The sequence below is a fragment of the Actinacidiphila epipremni genome (assembly GCF_012034175.1).
GTDB classification, from domain to species: domain Bacteria; phylum Actinomycetota; class Actinomycetes; order Streptomycetales; family Streptomycetaceae; genus Actinacidiphila; species Actinacidiphila epipremni.
Genome location: NZ_JAATEJ010000008.1, coordinates 70,943 through 89,744, shown reverse-complemented (window position 1 = coordinate 89,744; position 18,802 = coordinate 70,943). Strand labels below are relative to the sequence as shown.

15 protein-coding genes are annotated in these 18,802 nt (G+C 75.4%); 11 read left to right on the top strand and 4 right to left on the bottom strand.

Going from position 1 to position 18,802, the window contains the following annotated elements:
- Nucleotides 1–198 precede the first annotated feature (198 nt).
- Nucleotides 199–3,240: a hypothetical protein gene (locus tag HCN08_RS13055; protein WP_167983186.1), complete on the top strand. Its 3,042-nt coding sequence runs from the start codon at nt 199–201 to the stop codon at nt 3,238–3,240.
- 345 nt (nt 3,241–3,585) lie between these two features.
- Nucleotides 3,586–5,139, top strand: coding sequence for a discoidin domain-containing protein (locus HCN08_RS13050; protein ID WP_167983185.1), 1,554 nt, complete (start codon nt 3,586–3,588; stop codon nt 5,137–5,139).
- Between the two features lie 64 nt (nt 5,140–5,203).
- Here the strand turns inward: HCN08_RS13050 and HCN08_RS13045 are convergent, their stop codons facing one another.
- Both HCN08_RS13045 and HCN08_RS13040 read right to left on the bottom strand, forming a co-directional pair.
- Nucleotides 5,204–5,770, bottom strand: a complete 567-nt coding sequence (locus HCN08_RS13045; protein ID WP_322974417.1) for a nitroreductase family protein — start codon at nt 5,768–5,770, stop codon at nt 5,204–5,206.
- A gap of 58 nt (nt 5,771–5,828) precedes the next feature.
- Complete coding sequence (locus HCN08_RS13040) at nt 5,829–6,647, bottom strand: helix-turn-helix domain-containing protein (RefSeq protein WP_167983184.1); 819 nt, start codon at nt 6,645–6,647, stop codon at nt 5,829–5,831.
- A 174-nt stretch (nt 6,648–6,821) separates the two neighbouring features.
- On the opposite strand from HCN08_RS13040, the gene HCN08_RS13035 reads away from it, so the two are divergent.
- The 4 genes from HCN08_RS13035 (at nt 6,822) to HCN08_RS13020 (ending at nt 12,027) form a co-directional block, all read left to right on the top strand.
- On the top strand, nt 6,822–7,481 hold the full coding sequence (locus HCN08_RS13035) for a hypothetical protein (RefSeq protein WP_167983183.1): 660 nt from the start codon (nt 6,822–6,824) through the stop codon (nt 7,479–7,481).
- Between the two features lie 88 nt (nt 7,482–7,569).
- A complete protein-coding gene (locus tag HCN08_RS36130; protein WP_167983182.1) occupies nt 7,570–8,193 on the top strand; it encodes an RICIN domain-containing protein in 624 nt (207 codons plus the stop codon).
- Between the two features lie 196 nt (nt 8,194–8,389).
- Nucleotides 8,390–11,347 carry a glycoside hydrolase family 2 TIM barrel-domain containing protein gene (locus HCN08_RS13025; RefSeq protein ID WP_167983181.1) on the top strand — a complete coding sequence of 986 codons (2,958 nt, stop codon included), beginning with the start codon at nt 8,390–8,392 and terminating at the stop codon, nt 11,345–11,347.
- 74 nt (nt 11,348–11,421) lie between these two features.
- On the top strand, nt 11,422–12,027 hold the full coding sequence (locus HCN08_RS13020; protein WP_167983286.1) for a GNAT family N-acetyltransferase: 606 nt from the start codon (nt 11,422–11,424) through the stop codon (nt 12,025–12,027).
- Nucleotides 12,028–12,048: 21 nt separating this feature from the next.
- Here HCN08_RS13020 and HCN08_RS13015 read toward each other — a convergent pair whose 3' ends face one another.
- Both HCN08_RS13015 and HCN08_RS13010 read right to left on the bottom strand, forming a co-directional pair.
- The gene (locus tag HCN08_RS13015) at nt 12,049–13,272 is read right to left on the bottom strand and encodes an MBL fold metallo-hydrolase (protein WP_167983180.1); all 1,224 of its coding nucleotides are present in this window, start codon (nt 13,270–13,272) and stop codon (nt 12,049–12,051) included.
- Nucleotides 13,273–13,323: 51 nt separating this feature from the next.
- On the bottom strand, nt 13,324–14,205 hold the full coding sequence (locus HCN08_RS13010; RefSeq protein WP_167983179.1) for a GNAT family N-acetyltransferase: 882 nt from the start codon (nt 14,203–14,205) through the stop codon (nt 13,324–13,326).
- 255 nt (nt 14,206–14,460) lie between these two features.
- Here HCN08_RS13010 and HCN08_RS13005 point away from each other — a divergent pair, with 255 nt between their 5' ends.
- The 5 genes from HCN08_RS13005 (at nt 14,461) to HCN08_RS12985 (ending at nt 18,795) form a co-directional block, all read left to right on the top strand.
- Complete coding sequence (locus HCN08_RS13005; protein WP_167983178.1) at nt 14,461–15,231, top strand: GntR family transcriptional regulator; 771 nt, start codon at nt 14,461–14,463, stop codon at nt 15,229–15,231.
- A gap of 108 nt (nt 15,232–15,339) precedes the next feature.
- The gene (locus HCN08_RS13000; protein WP_167983177.1) at nt 15,340–15,567 is read left to right on the top strand and encodes a 4Fe-4S dicluster domain-containing protein; all 228 of its coding nucleotides are present in this window, start codon (nt 15,340–15,342) and stop codon (nt 15,565–15,567) included.
- 11 nt (nt 15,568–15,578) lie between these two features.
- On the top strand, nt 15,579–17,000 hold the full coding sequence (locus tag HCN08_RS12995) for an ABC transporter substrate-binding protein (RefSeq protein WP_167983176.1): 1,422 nt from the start codon (nt 15,579–15,581) through the stop codon (nt 16,998–17,000).
- Nucleotides 16,997–17,986: an ABC transporter permease gene (locus HCN08_RS12990; protein ID WP_322974416.1), complete on the top strand. Its 990-nt coding sequence runs from the start codon at nt 16,997–16,999 to the stop codon at nt 17,984–17,986. The genes HCN08_RS12995 and HCN08_RS12990 overlap by 4 nt, the downstream gene beginning before the upstream one ends.
- A 5-nt stretch (nt 17,987–17,991) precedes the next feature.
- On the top strand, nt 17,992–18,795 hold the full coding sequence (locus tag HCN08_RS12985) for an ABC transporter ATP-binding protein (RefSeq protein ID WP_167983175.1): 804 nt from the start codon (nt 17,992–17,994) through the stop codon (nt 18,793–18,795).
- Nucleotides 18,796–18,802: the final 7 nt, after the last annotated feature.

Here is an 18,802-nt window from a genome sequence, read left to right as displayed (position 1 = left end):
CAGGTACGGCAGATCGCGCCGGCCGAGCTCCTGGACCGCGACGCCGAACTCGCCGAGCTCACCGCCTTCTGCGCGGCCGACGACCCGCCGGACGACGCGGACGGAGACGCGGACGGGGACGGGGACGGCGGCGGGGCCTGCTACCAGTGGTGGCGCGCCGAGGCGTGGGCGGGGAAGTCGGCGTTCCTGTCGTGGTTCGTGCTGCACCCGCCGGAGCGGGTCAAGGTGGTGGCCTTCTTCATCACCGCCCGTTACGCCGGCCAGAACGACCGCGAGGCGTTCATGGAGAAGGCCATCGGCCAACTCGCCCTGCTCGCCGGCCAGGAGGTGTCCCCGGCGGTCGGCGAGCGCGGCCGGCAGGAGCAGTTGTTCGCCCTCTACCGCGACGCGGCCCTGGCGGTACGGGACCGGGGCGGGCGGCTGGTGCTGGTCGTCGACGGGCTGGACGAGGACCGCGGCATCACCGCGGGCGCCGACGCCCACAGCATCGCCGCGCTGCTGCCGGCCCGTCCGCCGGCCGGTATGCGGGTCGTCGTCGCGGGGCGCCCCAACCCGCCGATCCCCGAGGACGTGCCCGCGGGCCATCCGCTGCGCGCCGCCGGGGTCGTACGGCTGCTGGCCGCCTCGCCGCACGCCCTGGTCGTCCGCGACGAGGCCCGCCGCGAGCTGCGCGGCCTGCTCGCGGGCGGCGGCCTGGGACGGGACCTGCTGGGCCTGCTCACCGCGGCCGGCGGCGGCCTGAGCAGCGCCGACCTCACCGCGCTGACGTCGAGCCGGCCCTTCGAGACCGACGCGCTGCTGAGGGCGGTCTCCGGCCGCACCTTCGGCCTGCGCCCGAGCCACTTCGCCCCGCAGGGCGAGGGTGCGGCGGCCCTGCACATCCTCGGCCACGAGGAGTTGCAGCAGGCCGCCCGCGAGGGTCTCGGCCCGGACCTGCTCGGCGCGTACCGGCGGCGGTTGCACGCCTGGGCCGATTCGCACCGGGACCGCGGCTGGCCGGCCGACACCCCGGAATACCTGCTGCGCGGCTACACCGCGATGCTCGCCGCCGCCGGCGAGGCCGAGCGGCTGACCGCGCTCGCCACCGACCGGGCCCGCCAGGACCGGCTGCTGGACATCTCCGGCGGGGACGCGGTCGCCCTCGCGGATGTCGCCGCCGCGCAGGAGGCCCATGCCGCCCGGCCGGAGCCGGACCTGGAGGCGCTGGCCCGGCTCGCGGTCCACCGGCAGCATCTGACGGCACGCAACAGCGCCATGCCCGAGACGCTGCCCGCGGTCTGGGAGCGGCTCGGGCACCCGGTACGCGCCGAGAACCTGGCCCGCTCGCTGGCGTCCCCCTTCGAGCAGTGCCAGGGGCTCGCGCTCATGGCCGACGCCGCCGGGAAGAGCGGAGACCTCGGCCGGGCGCGGCAGTTGCTGCGCGTCGCGGAGGAGGCCGCCCAGGCCCTCGTGCACTCCGCGCCCTTGGCGGCGATGCTCGGTGTGCTGGCCTATGGCGCCGCAGAGATGGGCGACGAGGAGCGGGCCCGGCGGCTGGCGCGGCAGTTGACGGGGATGGCCCGCGTCCTGCCGCGCCCTGAGGAGCGGGTGGTCTGCCGCGGAGGCGCTGCAGCCGCCCACGCCAAGCTGGGCGACGAGGCGCGGGCCCGCGAACTCGCCCGGGACGCGCTGGCCGCCGCCCGGGAGGAGCCGCACCCGGGAGCCCGGATCCGGCTCGTCGCCCTGACCTGCGCGCTGGTCGCGAAAGCCGTCGGCCCGGACGAGGTGCGCCGCCTCGCCGCGGAGGCCGCCGAGGACGTGCGCGGCCCGTCCGGCGCCGAGCACCGGGACCAGGCCCGCTCCGCGCTCGCCCAGGCGCTCGCGATGGCCGGCGACCGCGCCGGGGCGCGCCGGCTGCTGGAGCAGATCGGCTCCGCCAAGCACCGGGCCGAGGCGCTGCACGGCCTGGCCCTGGCAGGGCAGGACGACGGCGACAACGCGTGGGTCGCGGACCTGGTCCCGGGGGTCGAGCGCGCGGCACGCGCGGCGGACGGTGCGGAGGAGCGGGAGGAGGCGCTAGTCCTCGTCACGTCCGCCCTGGCCCTGCTGGGCCGGCTCGGCCCGGCCGAGAGCCTGCTGACGGGCGTCAGCGCCGCCGGCCGCAGGGCGAAGGGGCTCGCGGCGGTGGCGACGGCGGCAGCCGCGGCGGGCGAGCCGGAGCCGGCCGTACGGCTGGCGCAGGCCGCGGAGACCGCGGTGCGCTCGGCGGCCGACGCCCCCGGGCACGTCCGGCTGACCGCCGGCCTCGCGCTCGCGCTGGCGCTCACCGGCGCGACCGGGCGGGCCCGCGAGCTGGCCCTGCACGCCGTCGAGGCGTCCGAAGCCCTGGCCGACCCCCGGCAGCGGGCCTGGCTGCTCCCCGGCGTCGTGGCCGCCGCGGTCGCGGCGGGGTTCGACGAGCAGGCGGACGGGTGGATCCGCGCCCTCGACCCGCCCGAGGCACGCGCCCGGTGCTTCGCCCGCCGGGCGCAGATCGCCGCGGAGGCCGGCGACCGGGACCGGACGGCGCGGCTGGTCGAGGCCGCGCTCGCCGAGGTGGTCGCGGTCGTCGACCCGTACGTCCAGTGCGACCTGCGGATCACCCTCTCGGGTACGGCCGTCGCCTGCGGCCTGCCGGAACTCGCCGAACGGCTGCTGGCGCAGGCGCGGGAGCCGGCCCAGGGGGTCGTGCTGCCGGGCCAGCGGGCGCATCTGCTGCCGCGCCTGCTGGGCGAGCGGGCCCAGCAGGGTGACGGCGCCGCCGCGGAGGCCGCGGCCCGTGCGGAGGGCGAGCAGGACCTGCTCCGTACGCGGTGCCTTGCCGCGGTCGCCGCGGGGCTCGCCCGCCGTGCGCCGGCCGTCCGTGACACCGCCGCCGTGCTGCGGCTGGCCGCCGAGGCGGAGGGTGCGGCGCCGGCCACGACGGGCGCGGGGCGGCGCGGCCCGGTCCTGCGGCAGCTCGCCGAAGCCCTGGCCCGGGTGGGCGATTGGGCCGGCGCCGAGCGCGTGGTCCGCTCCGTCGTCGACGACGTCCAGCGCGGGTACGTCCACACCGTGCTGGCCCGGATCGCCACCGATCCGGTACGCGCCCGCCGGCACTGCGCCGAGGCGCTGCGGCTGGACGTCTGGAGTTCGGTCCTCGCCGACGGCGGCCCGGTCGCGTGGCGCCTGGCCGGCGTCCTCGCCGACGAGTACGCGGCGGTCACGGCCGCGGCGGCGTAGCAGCGCGCCTGCCGGGGATTACCCGACATGCCGTCAGTTCATGTACGCGGACGGGCCGTGCGGACCGGCGACCGCCATGACCGCCCCCTGGGCTGACGACTGCACAGCTCGCCGCCGATTCCTGCGCGATGCCTTGACGCTCCGTACGGCCGGACCTAGCTTCTGGGGGCACACCGCCGTCCATCCACATATCCAGTGTTCATTCACATGAACAGCGGTTGCGTAGCAGTCCCCCGTAGCACAGCTCCGTACCGCACAGTTCGCTACACCGGAGTTCGGCCCCGAGCACGCACACACCGCAGTGCGGGACCTCCCCGCGCTTGGACCAAGGGAGCAAGGACCGAGATGACCCCCACCACCTCACCGCCCCGCGGCAGCACCGCCCGGCACCGTACGTCCCGACGCCGCGGGTACGCGGCGGGCGCCGCCGCCGCGGCCGGCGCCCTGCTCACCGCGGGCCTGGTCGGCCTGGCATCCGCGGGCACCTCCGCAGCCGCCGGCATCGGCGGCGACCTCGCGTGCGGCAAGGCGGCGAGCGCGACCAGCACCGCCGCCGGCAGCCCGGCCGCCGCCGTGGACTGCGACACCGCCACGTCCTGGCAGAGCGCCACCGGCACCCCGCAGGAGCTGAGGGTCGACCTCGGCGCGACCACCGCCGTCGACCACGTCAGCGTGGTGTGGGGCAGCGGTTACGCCACGTCCTTCAAGGTGCGCACCTCGCCCAACGGCACGTCCTGGCACACCCAGACGCAGGTCAGCGGCGCGACCGGCGGCACGACGACGGTCGCGCTGCCGGCCGGCGTCACCACCCGCTGGATAGAGCTGTACGACCAGCACTACGTCGCCGGCGCGAGCGGCTTCACCGTGAACGAGTTCGAGGTCTTCGGCACCCCGGGAGGCGGCACGACCCCGCCGACCACTCCCCCCAGCACCCCGCCGACCACCCCGCCGACCACTCCCCCGACCACGCCTCCCACGACGCCGCCCACCTCCGGCGGCGGGCGGACCGTCGACGTCTCCACCGCCGCCCAGCTCACCTCGGCCCTGGCCGGCGCCCGGCCGGGCGACACCATCAGGCTCGCCGACGGCTCCTACGCCGGGCAGTTCACCGCCACCGTCGCGGCGACCGCGGCCGAACCCATCGTGATCACCGGCAGTTCACAAGCGGTGCTGTCCTCCGACGGCGGCAACGGCTACGGCCTGTGGCTCGACCACGCGCCCTACTGGCAGGTCCGCGGCATCCGGGTGACCGACAGCAACAAGGGCATCGTCATGGACGCCTCCCCGCATGTCACGATCGACGGCGTCACCGTCGACACCATCGGCTACGAGGCGGTGCACTTCCGCTCCGGCAGCGACCACGGCCTGATCCAGAACTCCGTCATCCACGACACCGGCACCACCCACCCCGACTACGGCGAGGGCGTCTACATCGGCTCGGCCAACAGCAACTGGGACCAGTACGCGGGACCTTCGGGCGTGGACGCCTCCGACTACGTGCAGGTGCTGGACAACACCATCGGCCCGAACGTCGCCGCCGAGGGCATCGACATCAAGGAGGGCACCCACGACGGCGTCGTCCGCGGCAACACCCTCAAGGGCGCCGGCGAGCAGAACAAGAACTCCGGCGACTCCACGATCGACGTCAAGGGCGACGGCTACGCCATCGACCACAACACCGTGTCCGACCCGTACACCGACGGCTTCCAGGTGCACAACGTCTACGACCCGTACGGCTGCGGGAACACCTTCACCGCCAACACCTTCAGCCTCGGCTCCGCGCCCGGCTGGGCGATCAACGTCACCGACAACAGCGGCTGCGCGACCAAGAACGTCGTCTCCTCCTCCAACACCTCCACCGGCGGCAAGGGCCTGACCAACATCGCGGTCACCCCCTGACACCGTCCGCCCGCCACCCGGCGGGGCCGCCGCACCCTCCCGCGAGGGCGCGGCGGCCCCGCCGCTACTCCTGGTCCGCGGGCGCCCAGGGGGCGTCGCGCAGGTCCGCGGCGGGGCGGCGGGTGCGGGGCCGGTCCGAGGCCGCGGCGGGGACGCCGACCGCGATCATCGTCACGACCGACCAGCCCGGGTTCGGGCGCAGTTCGGCGGTGAGCGCCGCCAGGTCGAACGCCCGGAACTGGTGGGCGCCCAGGCCCATCGCCTCGGCCTGCAGGGTGAGATGGGCGACGGACTGCCCGAGGTCGTAGTCGGCGAACTCCGAATACTGCACCTCGGAGCCGCCGACGAAGCGGTGCGCGAGCGTGACGACCAGCAGCCCGGCGTCCGTCGCCCAGCGCGCCGAACTCGGCGCGAGGTGCGGCACGATCCGCTCGTACCGCGGCTCGCCCGGCCGGCACACGACGTACGCCCACGGCTGCGAGTTGCCCGCCGACGGCGCCCAACGGGCGGCTTCCAGCAGCAGTTCGACGGCCCGGTCGTCCACCTTCCCGGCCGGGTCGAACCTCGCGGGGCTGAACCGCCCGGCGAGCAGGGGGTGCAGGCTGTCCACGGCCTCGCGATCATGGTCCACGCCGGAGGCCAACCACCTGCCGCCCGGCCGTATTCCGCCGCCGGGCGGCGCGGCGGCCTCAGAGCGGGGTCGCGAGGGCGCGCAGGGCCGCGGTGGTGGCCGGCGTGGCGGCGGTGTAGGCGATGATCACCTCGTCGGGGTCGCCGGCGGGGCGGAAGGTCTCCCAGGAGAAGTCGAGGGGCGAGCCGCAGGGCGGGTTGACGCGGGTCGTGCCGTGCGTGAGGTCGACGACGGACTGCTGGGACCACAGCCGGCCGAACGGCTCGCTCGCGGCCCGGAGTTCGGCGATCTGCCGGGTCAGGGCCGGGTCGTCGGGGCGGGCGCCCCATTCGGTACGGAGGTAGGCCACCGTCTCACGGGCCTTGACGTCCCAGTCGGCGTAGCGGGCGCGGGCCTCGGGGTGGGTGAAGACGAGCCAGCCGATGGTGCGGCGCGGCGGCGGGACACGGGAGAAGTCGGTGAAGACCAGGGCGGCCAGGCGGTTCCAGGCCAGGACGGTGCCGCCGCGGCCGACGAGATAGGCGGGCGTGTCGCCCATGGTGTCGAGCAGCCGCTGCACGCTGCCGCGCACTCCGGCCCCGGGCGGCACCGGCCGGGGGCCGGCGGGGCGGGCCAGGTTGTAGAGGTAGCCGCGCTCGCCGGGGGTGAGCCGGAGCGCGTCGGCGACCGCGTGCAGGACGGCGTCCGAGACCCGGGAGGCCTGGCCGCGCTCCAGCCGGATGTAGTGGTCGAGGCTGACGTGCGCCAGGTCCGCGACCTCCTCGCGGCGCAGCCCGGCGACCCTGCGCCTGCCGTGCGCGGGCAGCCCCACGTCCTCCAGCCGCAGCCGGCTGCGACGGGAGAGCAGGAAGTCGCGCAGGGCGCTGGTGGTGTCCACGTCCCGATTGTGGGAGGCGGGGCCCACCGCGGCACAGGCGGCAACCGGCCACGTACGGCCGCAACCGGCCGTGCGGGGGCGGGCGTTGCCAGTGCAGGGCTTGCACTCCCGGCGCCGTGCCCGGCGACGTGATCCTCGTGGCCCGAGCAACCCCTCGCGGCTGAAGGAGCCTTCGTGAACCTCACCGTCGCCGGGCGGCGCGGCGCCATGCCCGCCGCCCTCCTCCTCACCCTCGGCCTGACCGCCGTGGGCGTCGGCACCGCGGGGTCGGCGCACGCCGACGCCGTCCCGCCGCCACCGGCAAGCAGCGCGTGCAACCCGGCCGTCGACTCCGCCTATTACGACGTCACGACCGCCGTCACCCCGGTCGTCACCGACTTCCTCGCGGTCAACGTCGGCGACGGCACCACCGGGCAGCGCACGGAGACGCTCACGCAGGTCAACTCCGTGAGCACCACGGTCAACAACAGCCTGGAGATCTCCGCGTCCGCCGGGCCGGTGTTCGTCAAGGTCGAGGCGAAGGTCGGCTTCTCGGTGTCCGACACCACCTCGTCCACCAGCACCACCACCGTCACCACGACCTGGAATTTCACCAAGGCCGGCTACTACGGCCTCTATCGCGGCACCCGGAAGGTCACCGGCACGTACGTGAAGTACATCTGCGCGCAGACCGGCCCGGCGACCGGCGTGTGGATGAACGCGCTGCCCGGCGGCTACGGCACGTACACGACGTTCGAGACGCCGGAGATCGGGACGGTCGTGCACAACTGCGCGGCGCTGGAGCCGGCCGGCACGGTGCGCCGCGCCGCGCAGGACCGGCTCGGCGCCTGCTGAGCGCCACGCGCCCCCGACCGCCCGCCATGGATTGCGCAGATCCCGCAGGTCCCGTGAAGCTCGCAGATTCCGCAGAAGGAGCCCGCCCGTGATCACCCTCCGGCGCACCCGCCGCCGCACCCCGCCCGCCGCCGCCCGCACCGCCCGTACGGCTCGCACCGCCCGCACCGCCCGTACGGCCGCCGCCGGCGCCGCGCTCGCGCTCGCCGCCTTCACGCTCGCCCCGGCCTCCGCGTCCGCCTCCTCCGACCCGACCAAGGACGGCTGGGCCTGCAACCCCGGCTACTACCGCATCAACACCTCGCGCAACATGGTCTTCGACCTCTCCCAGGGCCCCGACAACAAGGGCGCCGTCGTGCAGTACCAGTACCTGGGCCTGGCCAACCAGCAGTGGCGCGTGTGCCATTGGGGCGCCGACTCCTCCGCGACCAGCCCGTACATCTTCAAGAACCGCATCAACGGCTACTGCCTGACCATCTGGGACAAGGCCACCGGTGACGGCGCCTGGTTCATCCAGGGCGACTGCAACGGCTGGATCTACAACGACCAGATGTTCTGGCTGAACTACATCCCCGGCACGAACTCCTTCGGCATGCAGGTCCTCAACTCCCACTCGTGGGTGTCGGTCGTGCTCGGGCAGTACAGCGTGTCGCGCGCCAACCTCGTGCAGTACGCCGACCACGCGGGCGTGTTCACCATGTCGCCCGCCTGAGCCCGCCGCGGAAGTCGTCGCGCCCGGTCCGCGGGGGTACGCCCGCGGGCCGGGCGCGGGCGCGCCGGGACATCGGTGGTCGTTACATCTGGCGTTCGAGGGGGCGGCTCGGATTGAATCGGGGGTGCGGATCACCGCGCCCCGCCATCCGGGAGCGGTCCGCGGCGAGCAGCGGGTGGAGCGAGGAGCAGGGACGATGCACGAGGCGGAGCCGGCCGAGGCGCTTGCGTACTACGAGGACCCCGGGCCGGGCACGGGAGCGCTCCCGCCGCGGGCGTGGTGGGCGGCCTCCGACGCCCGCCGGGTCGCGCTCGGCGGGCAGTGGCGGTTCCGGCTCGGCGACCGGGCCGACACCTACGACGACGGCTTCGCCGCGCCCGGCTACGACGCCTCCGGCTGGGACCTGCTGCCGGTGCCGTCGCACTGGGTGCTCCAGGGGCACGGCAGCCCGGCGTACACCAATGTGCGCTACCCCTTCCCCGTCGACCCGCCGTACGTGCCGACGGAGAACCCGACCGGCGACCACCTGCGGGCCTTCGACCTGCCCGACGACTGGCCGGGCGGCGCGGCGGTGCTGCGCTTCGACGGGGTGGAGTCCTGCGCGCGGGTGTGGCTGAACGGCACGGAGCTGGGGACGTTCAAGGGCAGCCGGCTGCCGGTGGAGTTCGAGGTCGGCGAACTGCTGCTTCCGCGCGGGAACGTCCTGGCGGTGCGGGTGCACCAGTGGTCGTCCGGCAGCTACCTGGAGGACCAGGACATGTGGTGGATGCCCGGCATCTTCCGCGAGGTCACGCTGATCGAGCGGCCCGAGGGCGCGGTCACCGACTTCTTCGTGCACTGCGGCTACGACCACGTCACCGGCACCGGCACCCTGCGGGTGGACTGCGAGCCCGGCGGCACCCTCACCGTGCCCGAGCTGGGCCTGGACATCCCCACCGGCGAACCGGTGATCGTCCCCGTCGAGCCGTGGTCGGCCGAGCGACCGCGGCTGTACGACGCGGAGCTGGCGACCGAGGGAGAGCGCATTCCGCTGCGGATCGGCTTCCGCAGCGTCGCCGTCGAGGACGGGGTGCTCAAGGTCAACGGGCGGCGGATCGTCTTCCGCGGGGTGAACCGGCACGAGTTCGACCCGGACCGCGGGCGGGCGCTGGACCAGGAGACGATGCGCGAGGACCTGCTGCTGATGAAGCGGCACAACGTCAACGCCGTGCGCACCAGCCACTATCCGCCGCACCCGGCCTTCCTGGACCTGTGCGACGAGCTGGGCATGTGGGTGATCGACGAGTGCGACCTGGAGACGCACGGCTTCCAGGAGGTCGGCTGGCGCGGCAACCCGGTGGACGACGCGCGCTGGACGCCGGCGCTGCTGGACCGGGCGGCGCGGATGGTGGAGCGGGACAAGAACCACCCGTCGGTGGTGATGTGGTCGCTGGGCAACGAGTGCGGCACCGGCGCCGGCCTGTCGGCGATGGCGTCGTGGATCAGGGAGCGCGACCCGGCCCGGCCCATCCACTACGAGGGCGACCTCAGCTGCGCCGACACGGACGTCTACTCGCGGATGTACGCCGACCACGCCGAGTCCGAGCTGATCGGCCGCCGCACCGAGGCGCCGCTGGCCGACGCGGGGCTGGACGAGCGGCGGCGCGCCATGCCGTACATCCTGTGCGAGTACGCGCACGCGATGGGCAACGGGCCCGGCGGGCTGTCGGAGTACCAGCGGATCTTCGACACCTACGAGCGCTGCCAGGGCGGCTTCGTGTGGGAGTGGATCGACCACGGGCTGCGCCGCACGGCCCCGGACGGCAGCCACTACTTCGCCTACGGCGGGGACTTCGGGGAGGAGCTGCACGACGGGAACTTCGTGTGCGACGGGCTGCTCTTCCCCGACCGCACGCCCTCGCCGGGGCTGGTGGAGTACAAGAAGGTCATCGAGCCGGTGCGGATCACCGGTGACGCCGAGCGCGGGCAGGTGACCGTCACCAACCTCTACGACGTCGCCGACCTCGGCGGGCTGTCCTTCCGCTGGACCTACGAGGTGGACGGCGAGCCGGCCGACTCCGGGCGGTTCGAGGTGCCCGCGACCGGCCCCGGGGAGAGCGCTCTCCTGGAGCTGCCGCGGCTGCCCGCAGACCGCGCGGGCGACGAGGCGTGGTGGACGGTGCGGGCGGTGCTCGCCGAGGACACCGCGTGGGCGCCGGCCGGGCACGAGGTGGCCTGGGCGCAGTTCGCGGCGCCCCGGCAGCCGGCCGGGCGGGCGCACCGGGGCCGGCCGCACTCCCCGCGCCGGGCCGGCGGCGGCCTGATCACGCTCGGCCCCGCCGTCTTCGACGCCGCCACCGGCGCCTTGCGCACCCTGGCCGGCACCCCGGTGGAGGGCCCGCGGCTGGACGTGTGGCGGGCGCCGACCGACAACGACCGCGGCATGGACTGGTTCGCCGAGTCCCGGCTGGACCGCGCGTGGCGCACGGCGGGCCTGCACCGCATGCGGCACCGGGTGGCGCGGGTCGCGGTCGGCGGCGACATGCTGACCGTCGCCGTACGGGTCGCGCCGGCCGCCGCGGACCACGCGCTGCACACCGTCTTCACCTGGACCGCGACCGGCGACCGGCTGCGGCTTGAGGTCGCCGTCACCCCCGAGGGCGCATGGTCCGTCCCGCTGCCCCGGCTCGGCGTGCGGCTGGGCCTGCCCGGGCAGTTGGAGCGCGTCTCCTGGTACGGCGCCGGGCCCGGCGAGGCCTACCCGGACAGCCGCGCCGCCGCCCGGATCGGCCGCTGGAGCGCGACGGTGGACGAACTCCAGACCCCGTACGTCCGCCCGCAGGAGAACGGCGCGCGGGCCGGTGTGCGCTGGGCCGAGCTGACCCGGCCCGACGGCTCCGGCCTGCGGATCGAGGGGGAGCCCTTCTGGCTGACCGCCCGCCCGTGGACCACCGAGGCGCTGGACGCCGCCGCGCACACCTGCGACCTGGTGCGCTCGGGGCGGCTGTGGGTCACCCTGGATCACGCTCTCCAGGGCCTGGGCAGCGCCTCCTGCGGGCCCGGCGTACTGCCCGCCCACCGGCTGGACGTGCGGCCGGCCGCCTTCTCCTTCACCTTCGTCCCGCTCGGCGGCACCGCCGGGCCCACCGCGCCGACCGACCTGGAGCAGCAGTGAGCACCGCCGAGCACCACGCCGCCGAGCAGCCCGCGCCCGAGCAGCCCGCCGCCGAGCCCGCGGGCACGCCCTCGATACGCCCCTACCGCCCGGCCGACCTGCCGGCGCTCTACGAGATCTGCCTGCTCACCGGGGCCGCCGGCGGCGACGCCTCCGGCGACTACCCCGAGCAGGACCGCGACCTGCTCGGCACGCTGTTCGCCGCGCCCTACGCGGTGCTGGAGCCGGAGTCGGCGTTCGTGGTGGACGACGGGCACGGCCGCGCGGTCGGCTACGTCCTCGGCACCGCCGACACCCCGGCCTTCGTCGAGCGCTTCCGCAAGGAGTGGCTGCCGGCGGTCGCCGAGCGCTGGCCCGCCCCGCAGGGCGAGCCGCGGACGCCCAGCGAGGTGATGGCGGTGCTGCTGCACACCCCGGAGCGGATGATCGTCCCCGCGGTCGCCGGCTACCCGGCCCACCTGCACATCGACGTCCTGCCCCGGTACCAGGGCCGCGGCCTCGGCCGGGCGCTGATGGCCGCCTTCCTCGGCTCGCTCGCCGCCCGCGGCGTGCCGGCGGTGCACCTCGGCATGCTCACCGAGAACACCGCCGCCCGCGCCTTCTACGACCGCCTCGGCTTCCACGAGATCGACGTCCCCGACGCGGGCGTCCTCACCTACCTCGGCCGGGCGACCTCGTAGAGCGCTCTCCCGGCCTGCCGGTCAGGCGGGTTCGGCGGTCGGCGCGGGCCCGGGGCGTACGGGGTCGGCGGCGGGGCCGGCCGGAGCGGCACCGGCCGGGACGGGCTCGGGGTGAGCGGGCCAGCCGCCGGGCGGGACGAGCGCGGCCTCACGCCACCACCAGTCGTCGGGCTGCGGCTCGGCCGGCTCGAAGGGCGCCCCGACCCGGGGCGTCGCGATCCGCGCCCCGGCCTTGCGCGCGGCGGCCACCGTGCCCTCGGCCGGGTCGGCCCAGGTGTGCTGCGCGAGGTTGAAGGTGCCCCAGTGGATGGGCAGCATGACCCCGCGCGGGGTGCCGCCGGACAGGTCGACGTGCGCCTGCATGCCCTCGGCCGGCGTCATGTGGATGTCGGGCCAGAACTCGCTGTACGCGCCGATCTGGATCATCGTGGCGTCGAACGGGCCGTGCTGGGCGCCGATGTCGGCGAAGCCGGGGAAGTAGCCGGTGTCGCCGCTGTGGAAGACCCGGTGGGTGCCGTCGGTGACGGCCCAGGACGCCCACAGCGTCTGCTGCCGGCCGCGCAGCCCGCGACCGCAGAAGTGCCGGGCCGGGGTGGCGGTGAGGGTGAGCCCGGCGACCTCGGTGGACTCGTGCCAGTCCAGTTCGCGCAGCCGGGCGGCGGGCACGCCCCAGTGCTCCAGGTGCGCGCCGACGCCGAGCGGGACGGCGAAGACGACGTCGCTGCGGACCAGTTCGACGATGGTGGGCATGTCGAGGTGGTCGTAGTGGTCGTGGGAGATCACGACGACGTCGATGTCGAGGCGGTTGAGCGCGGAGAGCGGGAAGGGCGCGGGGTGCACGCGCTTGGGCCCGGCGAAGGAGAAGGGTGAGCAGCGCTCGCCCCACACCGGGTCGAACAGCACCCGCCGGCCGCCGATCTCGGCCAGCACCGTGGAGTGGCCCGTCCAGGTCAGCCGCAGCCCCGAGGCGGGCGGGACGGCGATGTCGGCGAGCGTGGTGGGATGCACGGGGACCCGGCGGGCGGGCTTGCGCGGCAGCCGGGCCTCCTTGCGCAGGGCGGCCGGCAGCGACTTGAAGAATTCACCGCCGGGTCCCTGGCGGGCGGCGGTGGGGTTCACGAACGCGCCGTCCGCGTAGTTCGGGGAGGCGAGGATACGTTCCAGGCGGGCGCCTGTCGGGTCGGCCCCGAAGGGCGCGGGACGCGCTTTCACGAGGCGGGACGGCTGGCGGGCGGCGCCGGTCACGGGTCCTCCAGGCACACAATCGTTTGGTCGGCGGAATATCCGCCCGTTCCATTATGCGGGGCCGGTCCCGTCGTGCCGGGCACCGCCCGGCGTGAAGGCGACGTGCAGGCCGTCGCGCACCGGGCGGTAGCCGAGCCGGTGGTAGAGGCCGTTGCTGACCGGGTTGGCGAGGTCGGTGACCAGCAGGACGTGCCGGGCGCCGGTGGCGAGGGCGGCCTGCGACACGGCGGTGACCACGCCGCCCGCGTAGCCCTTGCCGCGGTGTTCGGGCGGGGTGTAGACGCCCACCACCCGTATCGAGCCGGCGGCCTCGGTGGTGCGGCCGGCCATCGCGACCGGGGTGCCGTCCGGGGTCAGCCACAGGGTGCGCAGGCCGCCGACGATCGCGTCGTCCACCGCATCGGCGGCGCCGGACAGCGGGTCGCCGAGCTCGGCGCGGGCGGCCTGCTCCCAGCGCAGCAGCAGCGCGCGGTCGGCGGAGTCGGCGACGCGGTGGCGGCCGGGCGGTCCCGGGCGGCGCGGGGTCAGCTCGCCGAGTGCGTGGATGCGGGTGCGCACGGCGACGTGGTGGCGCTGGCCGGTGCGCGCGGTCCAGGCGGCGGCGAAGGCCGCGACCGCCTCGTGGTCGCCGCGGGCCCCGCCGGGCGGGCGGCCGGGCCACTGCTCGGCGAGCTCCCGGGCCGCGGCGGCGGGGGCGCGGGTGAGCAGCGGCGGGAGCGGGGGCGTGTGCAGGAACGCGGCCTCAACGCTGCCGCCCTCGGCCGGGCGCCACCAGCCGAAGGCGGGCGGGGTGGGGCCGTACGCGGTCAGGCCCCGGCGGCGGAGCTTGGCGCTGACGGTGAGGTGGATGGAGTTCTCGACCGGCCGGCGGTGCAGGAACGGTTCTGCCGCGCGCAGGAAGTCGTCCGGGTCGCTGCTGAAGGTCCATCCCATACGCCCTACCTGATCATGCCGGCCGTGCGCCGCGCACCTGTCTTTCCGGCCCCGCCGCTGCCGGGCCCCGCCGGCAGGCAGTGGCGGAACTGCCCGCGCCGGCGGCGGAACGCCTGGTCAGGAGGGTGCGGAGCGGGCGTCAGATGGCGCAACAATGCGGCAACACCATTGCCGGCCGGGCGTCGGTATGGTCCGTGTGCGGCGGCGAGGTCGCCGTGGAACGGACCGGGTCGGAACCGACGCAGGAGCACCGTCATGGCAGCCGAGCGCACGCGTGACCGCACCGCGCCGGTGGCCGCCGCGCGCCGGCGCCGGCTGCGCGCGGACCAGGCCCGGCAGTTGGCGGACCTGCTGCGCCGGCAGGTGCTGGCGCGGGGCTACGGCGACGGTGTGCTGCCGCACGAGGACGCGCTCGGCGCCGAATACGGCGTCTCCCGCAACACCGTGCGGCAGGCGCTGGACCTGCTGCGGGCCGAGCGGCTGGTGGAGCGCGTGCCGGGCCTGGGCACGGTCGTGGTGGGCCAGAAGTACCCGCACGGGCTGGACCGGCTGATGGGCCTGGCCGAGACCCTGCACGGGCACGGCAGGGTCAGCAACGAGGTGCGCGCCCTCGGCCCGGTGCGCGCCCCGGCCGCGGTGGCCTCGCGGCTGGGCGTCAGGGAGCACGACGACGTGCTCTACGTCGAGCGGCTGCGGCGGCTCGACGGCCTGCCGCTCTCGCTCGACCTCACCTACATCCCGATGGACCTCGGCGTGGAGCTGCTGACCGCGGACCTGGAGAACACCGACGTCTTCCGGCTGCTGGAGCAGATCTCCGGGCAGCCGCTCGGCACCGCCGAGATCACCCTGGAGGCGGTCAGCGCCGACCTGCACTCCGCCGCGGTGCTGGAGGCGCCGCGCGGCGCCGCCCTGCTGATGCTGGAGCGGCTCAGCCATCTGTCCGACGGCCGGCCGGTGGACCTGGAGTTCGTGCGCTTCCGCGGCGACCGGATCACCATGCGCGGCCTGCTGCACCGGAGCGCCTGACCGCAACCCCCCGCACCCCGAGTCCCCTCCTCCCCCGCCCCGCGCGGGTCCGGCACGTCCCGAAGTCCCCCGCGCCCACGCGTCCTTCCGACCTCCCAGGAGACCGCCATGCCCGTCGTGCCGCAGCGCGCCGACGTTCCCGTGACCATCGACGAGTCCCTGTGTATCGACGGCTGCACGCTGTGCGTCGACATGTGCCCGCTGGACTCCCTCGCGATCGACCAGGACAGCGGCAAGGCGTACATGCACGTCGACGAGTGCTGGTACTGCGGCCCGTGCGCGGCCCGCTGCCCGACCGGCGCCGTGACCGTCAACATGCCCTACCTGCTGCGATGAGAGGCCCTGTGATGCGCAAGTTCCTCGTGGCGGCGGGCGCCGCCGCGCTGCTGCTGCCGCTGGCCGGCTGCGGCTCGGGCACCGACGGCGGCAGCGGCGGCACCGTCACCGTGCACGTCGGCTACCAGTCCAAGACCATCAACACCGTCACCGCCGGCACCCTCTTGCGCTCGCTCGGCTACTTCGAGCGGCAACTGGACGCGCTGGGGCGGCGCGACGGGCACACGTACAAGGTCGACTGGCAGGACTACGCGACCGGTGCGCCGATCACCGCGCAGATGGTGGCGGGCAAGATCGACGTCGGCTCGATGGGCGACTACCCGCTGCTGATCAACGCCGCGCGCGGCGCGCAGCTGCGGCAGCCCACCGAGATGGTGTCGGTGACCGGCTACAACCTGCGCGGCGGGCTCAACACCGTGGTGACCGCGCCCGGTTCGCAGCTCACCGACCTCGGCGGGCTGCGCGGCAAGAAGGTGTCCACCAGCATCGGCTCGGCCGCCGACGGCACCCTGGTGCGGGCCCTGCAGCAGCGCGGCATCGACCCGGACAAGGACCTGCACAAGCTCAACCAGCAGCCCGCGGTGGGGGCTTCGGCGCTCCAGGCGGGCAGCGTGGACGCGCTGTCGCAGTTCGTGGCGTGGCCCGGCCAGTTGGTCTTCGAGGGCAAGGCGGCGGCGCTCTACGACGGTTCGGCGCTGGACCTGCCGACCTTCCACGGCGTCACCGTGCGCACGGCGTTCGCCACCGAGCGGCCCGCGGTCGTGGACGCCTTCCTCGCCGCGCAGATCCAGGCCACCGACTACCTGCACGCCCACCCGCTGGAGGCCGCGCGGAAGGTCGCCTCCGCCACCGGCCTGCCGCCGGAGGTGGTCTACCTCTACAACGGGCCTGGCGGCATCGCGACGTTCGACCCGACGCTCAAGCCGCAACTGCTGGCCGCCTTCGCGCAGGACGTGCCGGTGCTCGCCTCGGAGAAGCTGGTCGGGAAGATCGACATCAGCCACTTCGCGAACGACACCTTCATCCGCCGTGCGGTCGGGGCGGACTACGACCGGCAGGTGGCGTCGCTGGCCAACCCGGCACCGGTCGCCGGCACCGACCCGGTGTGCGGCGGCGCGGTCACCGACCCGGCGACGGCGAGCGAGGTGTGGCCGAAGGGCGCGACCGCCACCGTGCCGCTGCGGACGCCCAGTTGCCTGCTGCGCTACCTCGCCGCGCACCCCGCGTCCGGGATCGGGGCCGCGTACGTGCCGGACGCGCTCACCGGCACCCGCTGGTTCGCCGGCCACGCGGTGTGGGCGGTGGACCCGTCGGCCGCGCCCGACGCCCGCTACCAGCCGTTCGTGACCCGGGAGAACGCCAGGAGCTGGCTGGCGAAGCACCCGGGCGCGCATCTGGTGGACTTCGCGCAGGCCGTGGCGGGCGCCGCGTGACCGGGCGGTGGGAGCGGGCGTACCGCCGGCTGCTGCGGGCGGTGTCGCTGCTGGGCTTCCTGGGCCTGTGGCAGCTGCTGACCGCGCTGCGGGTGCGGGCGTGGGTGCACTTCGACCAGCTGCCGACGGTCGTGGACGTCGCCCGCGAGTTCCGGCAGCGGCTCGGCACCGGCGTCTACTGGCAGGACCTGGGCGACAGCCTCGGCCGTATCCTCACCGGCTTCTGCCTCGCCGCGGTGCTGGGGGTGGCCGCCGGGGTCGCGATCGGGCGGTCCCGGCTCGCGGCCGACCTGCTCGGGCCGGTGCTCGAACTGCTGCGGCCCATACCGGCGATCGCGCTGGTGCCGGTGGCGATCCTGGTCTTCCCCGGCAATGAGCAGGGCATCGTCTTCATCACCTTCTGCGCCGCCTTCTTCCCCGTCCTGGTCAGCACCCGGCACGCGGTGCGGGCGCTGACGCCGGTGTGGGAGGAGGCGGTGCTCACGATGGGCGGCGGCCGGTGGCGGGTGCTGGCGCAGGTCGTGCTGCCCGGCGCGCTGCCGGGGATCTTCGGCGGCCTCTCGGTGGGCATCGGGGTGGCGTGGATCTGCGTGATCTCCGCGGAGATGATCTCCGGTGACTACGGCGTCGGTTACCGCACATGGCAGGACTACACGGTGGTGGACTACCCGGGTGTGCTGGTCGGCATGGTGACGATCGGCCTGCTCGGCCATCTGACCTCGTCCGCCGTGGAGTTGGCCGGCCGCCGGGCCACCCGCTGGCTGCCGCGCGCCGAACAGGCCGCGGAGCGGGGCGCGTCGGGCCGCCGTACGCGGGGCGGCCTCCCCTTCGGGCGGGCCCTCGCGCCTGCCGGTGCCGTACGGCCGGGTACGCCCGCGGGCGGCACGCCGGTGGCCGGTTCCGCCCCCGGTTCCGCCCCCGGCGCCGAGAGCGCGGCGGGCGACGGGCCCGTGACCGTACCCGACTCCGTGACGCACGGCAGGTGACCGCCATGACGCTCTCCCCGACATCCCCCACGACGTCCGTGAACTCCGCCGCCGCGCCTCCCGGTTCGGCCGAAGGCGCCGGGCTCACGCTGCGCGACGCGGTGCTGGGGCGGCCCGGCGCCCCGGTGCTCTCCGGGGTGGGGCTGGAGGTACGGCCCGGCGAGGTGCTGACGGTGGTCGGCGCCTCGGGGTGCGGCAAGTCGACGCTGCTGCGCACCCTGGCCGGGCTGCTGCCGCCGCTCGGCGGCGAGGTGACCGCGGACGGGCGACCGCTCGGCGGGCCGGGCGGCGGACGGGCGCTGGTCTTCCAGGAGGACGGCCTGCTGCCGTGGCGCACCGCCCGCGCCAACGTCGAACTCCCGCTCGCCATCGGCAGGGTGGGCCGCGCCGAGCGGCGCCGGCGGGCCGCCGAATGGCTCGCGAGGGTCGGACTGGCCGGCTACGAGGGCCGGTTGCCGCATCGGCTCTCCGGCGGGCAGCGGCAGCGCGTGCAGTTGGCGCGGGCGCTGGCCGGGCAGCCGCGGGCGCTGCTGATGGACGAGCCGTTCGGGGCGCTGGACGCCCAGACCCGCGCCGGGATGCAGCAGTTGCTCGTGGAGGTGCTGGCGACCACTCGGGCGACCGTCGTCTTCGTCACGCACGACGTGGACGAGGCGCTCTTCCTCGGCGACCGGGTCGCGCTGCTCGGCGCCGCACCGGACGCCCCTGTACGGCTGTTCGCCGTGCCGCGGCCCCGCGACCGGGCCGCCCACGAGACACCCGCGACCGCGGCCGTACGCCGTGACCTCCTGCAATCGCTGGGCGGTTGACCTCCCG

Excerpts from the sequence above, each read along its gene's own strand:
- HCN08_RS13050 (WP_167983185.1), top strand. The coding sequence starts at position 3,586 with ATGACCCCCACCACCTCACCGCCCCGCGGCAGCACCGCCCGGCACCGT.
- HCN08_RS13025 (WP_167983181.1), top strand. The coding sequence starts at position 8,390 with ATGCACGAGGCGGAGCCGGCCGAGGCGCTTGCGTACTACGAGGACCCC.
- HCN08_RS13010 (WP_167983179.1), bottom strand. The coding sequence starts at position 14,205 with ATGGGATGGACCTTCAGCAGCGACCCGGACGACTTCCTGCGCGCGGCA.
- HCN08_RS13005 (WP_167983178.1), top strand. The coding sequence starts at position 14,461 with ATGGCAGCCGAGCGCACGCGTGACCGCACCGCGCCGGTGGCCGCCGCG.
- HCN08_RS13000 (WP_167983177.1), top strand. The coding sequence starts at position 15,340 with ATGCCCGTCGTGCCGCAGCGCGCCGACGTTCCCGTGACCATCGACGAG.
- HCN08_RS12995 (WP_167983176.1), top strand. The coding sequence starts at position 15,579 with ATGCGCAAGTTCCTCGTGGCGGCGGGCGCCGCCGCGCTGCTGCTGCCG.
- HCN08_RS12985 (WP_167983175.1), top strand. The coding sequence starts at position 17,992 with ATGACGCTCTCCCCGACATCCCCCACGACGTCCGTGAACTCCGCCGCC.